This window comes from Streptomyces inhibens, assembly GCF_003389455.1.
GTDB classification, from domain to species: domain Bacteria; phylum Actinomycetota; class Actinomycetes; order Streptomycetales; family Streptomycetaceae; genus Streptomyces; species Streptomyces inhibens.
This window is the reverse complement of sequence record NZ_QUAC01000345.1, coordinates 1-3,871: the sequence shown is the minus strand read 5'-3', so window position 1 is coordinate 3,871 and position 3,871 is coordinate 1. Positions and strand designations below refer to the sequence as shown.

Here is a 3,871-nt window from a genome sequence, read left to right as displayed (position 1 = left end):
CCCGCCGACCGGATCCGCCGGTCGGCGGGCGGCCCCGTGCAGCGTTCATGCTCGGTGGTGCGCCTGCTCAGTGGTGCCCACGTGCCGTGTCCGAGGCCCCGCCGAAGAGCCGGGCCACGGCCCGGAAGGCAGGGTGACGACGGTGGCGAGGGCACCACCGATCGCCCGGAGCACATCTGCGATCGCCTTCAACATGAGTGACCCTCCGTCAGCTTTCGTCCGTCCAGCGCAGAATGGCGCCGAGCCCGCCGGTCGGTGCCCGGTCGGGGTCGCGGACCACCACGATGTCGGCGCCACTCGCGGCCGCCGCCCGCACCAAGGCGTCATCCGCGCGTGCCGCGGCCGGATGCGTCTCACCCAGGGACGTCAACTCCGTTCCGCGTACGGCCAGTTGGTCGACACCGGAACCCACCCAGATGTGCCGTGCGATGTCCGCGCCGTGCGGGCTGACCAGCAGGGTGTCGATCCGGTGTTCGCGCGCCGCCTCGACCAGGGCGGGTATGCCGGCCGCGGCGTGCGGGGTGCTCGTGCCGCCGGGCTCGGCACCGGTACGGAAGCGGTCCGCCACCTCCGCGATGTGGTCGCGCTCCTGGACGGCCCTGACCTGGGCGATGTCCCGCTCCACCAGGTCGGTCTCGGCGCTGGGCGCGCGCCCGCCGTGCTCGCTCTCGTAGGTGATGGCGCGCAGCGGTTCGGGCAGCTTGTCGTGCACCATCCGGCGTTCGCGCGCCTCGCCGATCAGCACGATGGCCTCGGCGCCGCAGCTCTCGAACGCCTCGCGTACCGCGTCGGCGAGCTCTCCGGCGTTGCGCTCCCAGGTGTTCTCCGCCTTGGCCTGGAAGTGGCGTTCGGACGCCTCCGCCGAGGCGCTGCGACGGATGGGCCGGTCGCCGCCGGCCCGGCCGGCGTCCTCGGTGCCCGTTTCACCGCGTACGGCGAAGTCCGCTCCGTTCCGGTCCAGACGGACCACGAGGCAGACCGGGTCGTCGCCGACCGCAGCCAGCAGGGGGGTGACCCGGGGCACCGGTTCCCAGGCCGCGAAGGGAGTGGCGGGGGGACCGGGCAGCGGCGTATCGAGCACGATCACGCCGTCGGCGGCGAAGAGCACGCGCCCGGTGTGCACCCCCGGCTCACCCCCGCGTCGTGTGACCAGGGCTTCGTGCACGGCGCCGCAGGTGGCCTCGTCGGCGCCGAGGGCGAAGAGCTGTGCACAGGTGGCGCTCGCCGTCAACTCTTGTTGTTTTTCGGCGTCCTCGGTGTCGTACGAGATATCGGCATAGACGGTTGCCCATGGTCCCGGCCGTTCGATGACCGGTTGAAGGAGCGAGAGTCGCATGGCGCTGCCTCCTTGGATTCCTGAGATTCCTCGGATTCTTCCGGTATGCGGTTGGCTGTCGTCGGGATGCGGTTGGCTGTCATACGAATTCCCGTTCCGTAAAGGCGTATGCATGGTGGGCATATGCATCTGCGGTTACGTTCCGTGCCCATCCGCACAATTTCCGTGTGCAGGGTTGAAACAGCGCCGTCGGGTTGTTAGGGCGGAGGGACCAGGGAAACTGGGAGAAACGCGTCGGGCCTGTCCGACACGTAGAGCCGGAGGCAGCCATGGTCATGGAACACGGAACGGACAAGACCGGCCCCGCCCGGGACGACGTGATGAAGCGGCAACTGCGGGGGCAATTGACGGCGGAGCGCTCCCTGCGGACGGACGAGCAGCGCGAACTCCAGCCGGCCGGGGAGGACCAGCCGGTGGCCGCGTGGTCGCCCGAGAGCGACTTCAGGGGCGGTACGCCCAGCGGTATGACCGAGCAGGATGTCGGGTTGCGCTCCGAACTCGCCCAGCATCTCGGCCGGAGCCTGTACCCGGCCGACAAGAACACGATCATCGAGACACTGCGCCGCAACAACGCGCCGGACCGGCTGGTCACCATGGCTGAGCGGCTGCCCGCACACGAGCGCTTCGGCAATGTGCAGAGCATCGCCGAGGCCGTCGGAATCCACACGGAACACCGCCGCACCTGAGGTCAGGGCCGCTTCGCGCGTGCTGGCGCTGCCGCGCGGCACCAGGAGGCGGACAATTGGCCCTAGAGGCACCTGCCGCACTCGGCGGTGGGGCGAGCGGATGGGAAGAGGGAGGGCGGTCATGTCCGACGAGGTAATGGGCGACGAGGTCTACCAGCCGCCCAAAACCGACCCCCAGGACAACCCCAACGACCTCGACATGGAGGACGCCCTGGACGAGCCGGGCCTCGACGAGACGCTGGACATGGGCTACTCGCCGCCCGAGCGGCCGTACGTGGTGAATCACGACGGGGTCACCGCGCGGGAGCTGCACGACCGCGAGACGCTCGACCACCGGCTGGCGATCGAGGTGCCGGACGTCTGCCCGCCCGACGGTGACGACATCGGCGATCTCCCGGGCGGGGTGGGTGAACCGGTCGATATCGAGTGCGGCGACGAGCGCGCCGGCCGGCTGGTGGGCTCCGACGAGGGCTTCTGGCGCGGCGGCAGCAACGATGTCTCCGCCCGGGACGTCGGAATCGACGGTGGGGCCGCTTCGGCGGAGGAAGCTGCGGTGCATATCGCCCGGGACGAGGACCTCCCCGGGTAGTTTCAGAAGACGTCCGCGTCGCGCGCATACACAATATGGGTCTGCATATGAATACGGAGTTGCATATTGCGCTCCATCATGAGTAGCGCGACCGCGGCGAGATCGCGGTGGATATGCACGCAGGCACCCTCGGCGACGATGAACCGGAATATGCCGGATATCGGCGTCGAGTGCCGAATAAAGCACGCATTGTTCGATGCCTTGGCCACAGAGCGTATGACGCACCTCCCCGGTCAGTCGTTCGAGCTTGCGTTCGAATATCCAGCCGTCGCCGCATTCCCGCCGGCCGCTGAGCACGGCGAGCATCGGGCGTACGGCCCCGCGCATCAGTACGCCGTCGACCTCCAGCCGGAAGTCGAAGTGCAGGGTGCTCGCGTCATGGATCTGCACCACGAAGCCTTCAAGTGCCCGGTTGGGTGAGTAACAAGCCCACCAAGGGGCACGCGACGCCCGCGGGAGCGAGCTTGGAGGGGTACCGCAGAGTCGACACGCTGGAGGAACCATGGGCGTACGCAGGCTGCTGCGCGACTGGCCCGCGTACCGGCAGCTCACCGGCGGGGACCCTCTGGGCCGCGGACGGGAGTGCACGACGCCCGGCCGTACGGACACGATCCCGAGGACGGGGTCGGCGGTGACGGGGCGTTCTTCCTGCTGCTCGACGAGCCCGAGGTGTACGGGCTGCCGCCCGACCCCGTGGTCACCACCCGGGACCTGCCCGCCATGTGGAAGCACGCGGGGGCGGCGGCGCTGTCGTTGGCGGGCGGCTTCGCGCTGTCGTTCGCGCTGCCCGCGATCCTGCGAAGGAAGGTACGACGATGACGCACCGCACGCCCCCGAACGGGGGCCGGCGCTCGCGACGCGCCCGCAAAGGCGAGGAACTCATGGTCCCGGGGGCGGAGTTCCGCTCCTACTACGGCAAGCCGATCATCAAGGCCCCCTCCTGGGCGGCCCGGGACATCGCCGGATACTTCTTCCTCGGCGGCCTGGCGGGCGCGGGTTCGGTGCTCGCCGCGGGCGCCCAGCTGACCGGCCGCACCTCCCTGGCGACGTCGATGAAGGTCTCCTCGCTCGCGGCGGTGTCGCTGTCCGCCGCCGCGCTCATCAACGACCTCGGGCGCCCCGGCCGGTTCGCCCACATGCTGCGGGTGCTGAAGCCGACCTCGCCGATGAGCGTCGGCTCATGGCTGCTGGGCGGGTACGGGCCGGCGGCCGGCGCGGCGGCCGTGTGCGCGGTCACCGGCCGGCTGCCGCGGGCCGGTG

4 protein-coding genes and 3 pseudogenes are annotated in these 3,871 nt (G+C 70.2%); 4 read left to right on the top strand and 3 right to left on the bottom strand.

Translation table 11 applies throughout. From position 1 onward, the window contains the following. Positions 1-67: 67 nt before the first annotated feature. Together DY245_RS47700 and DY245_RS34220 are read right to left on the bottom strand one after the other, a co-directional pair. Positions 68-195 (bottom strand): annotated as a pseudogene (locus DY245_RS47700) (LPFR motif small protein). Positions 196-208: 13 nt separating this feature from the next. After that, a complete protein-coding gene (locus tag DY245_RS34220) occupies positions 209-1,336 on the bottom strand; it encodes a baeRF2 domain-containing protein (protein WP_128511017.1) in 1,128 nt (375 codons plus the stop codon). Positions 1,337-1,605: 269 nt separating this feature from the next. Between DY245_RS34220 and DY245_RS34215 the strand changes: the two genes are divergently transcribed. Then, positions 1,606-2,022: a DUF2795 domain-containing protein gene (locus DY245_RS34215; protein ID WP_128511016.1), complete on the top strand. Its 417-nt coding sequence runs from the start codon at positions 1,606-1,608 to the stop codon at positions 2,020-2,022. A 121-nt stretch (positions 2,023-2,143) separates the two neighbouring features. After that, on the top strand, positions 2,144-2,611 hold the full coding sequence (locus DY245_RS34210) for a DUF5709 domain-containing protein (protein ID WP_128511015.1): 468 nt from the start codon (positions 2,144-2,146) through the stop codon (positions 2,609-2,611). A 312-nt stretch (positions 2,612-2,923) separates the two neighbouring features. Here DY245_RS34210 and DY245_RS48525 read toward each other — a convergent pair. Further along, a pseudogene (locus DY245_RS48525) lies at positions 2,924-3,115 on the bottom strand (hypothetical protein); the annotation flags it as partial. 75 nt (positions 3,116-3,190) lie between these two features. Between DY245_RS48525 and DY245_RS34190 the strand changes: the two are divergent. Together DY245_RS34190 and nrfD are read left to right on the top strand one after the other, a co-directional pair. Then, positions 3,191-3,430, top strand: a pseudogene (locus DY245_RS34190) (4Fe-4S dicluster domain-containing protein); the annotation flags it as partial. After that, positions 3,427-3,871 (top strand): NrfD/PsrC family molybdoenzyme membrane anchor subunit (gene nrfD, locus DY245_RS34185; protein ID WP_244943444.1); only part of this gene is annotated, 445 nt, incomplete at its 3' end. The pseudogene DY245_RS34190 and the gene nrfD, both read left to right, overlap by 4 nt.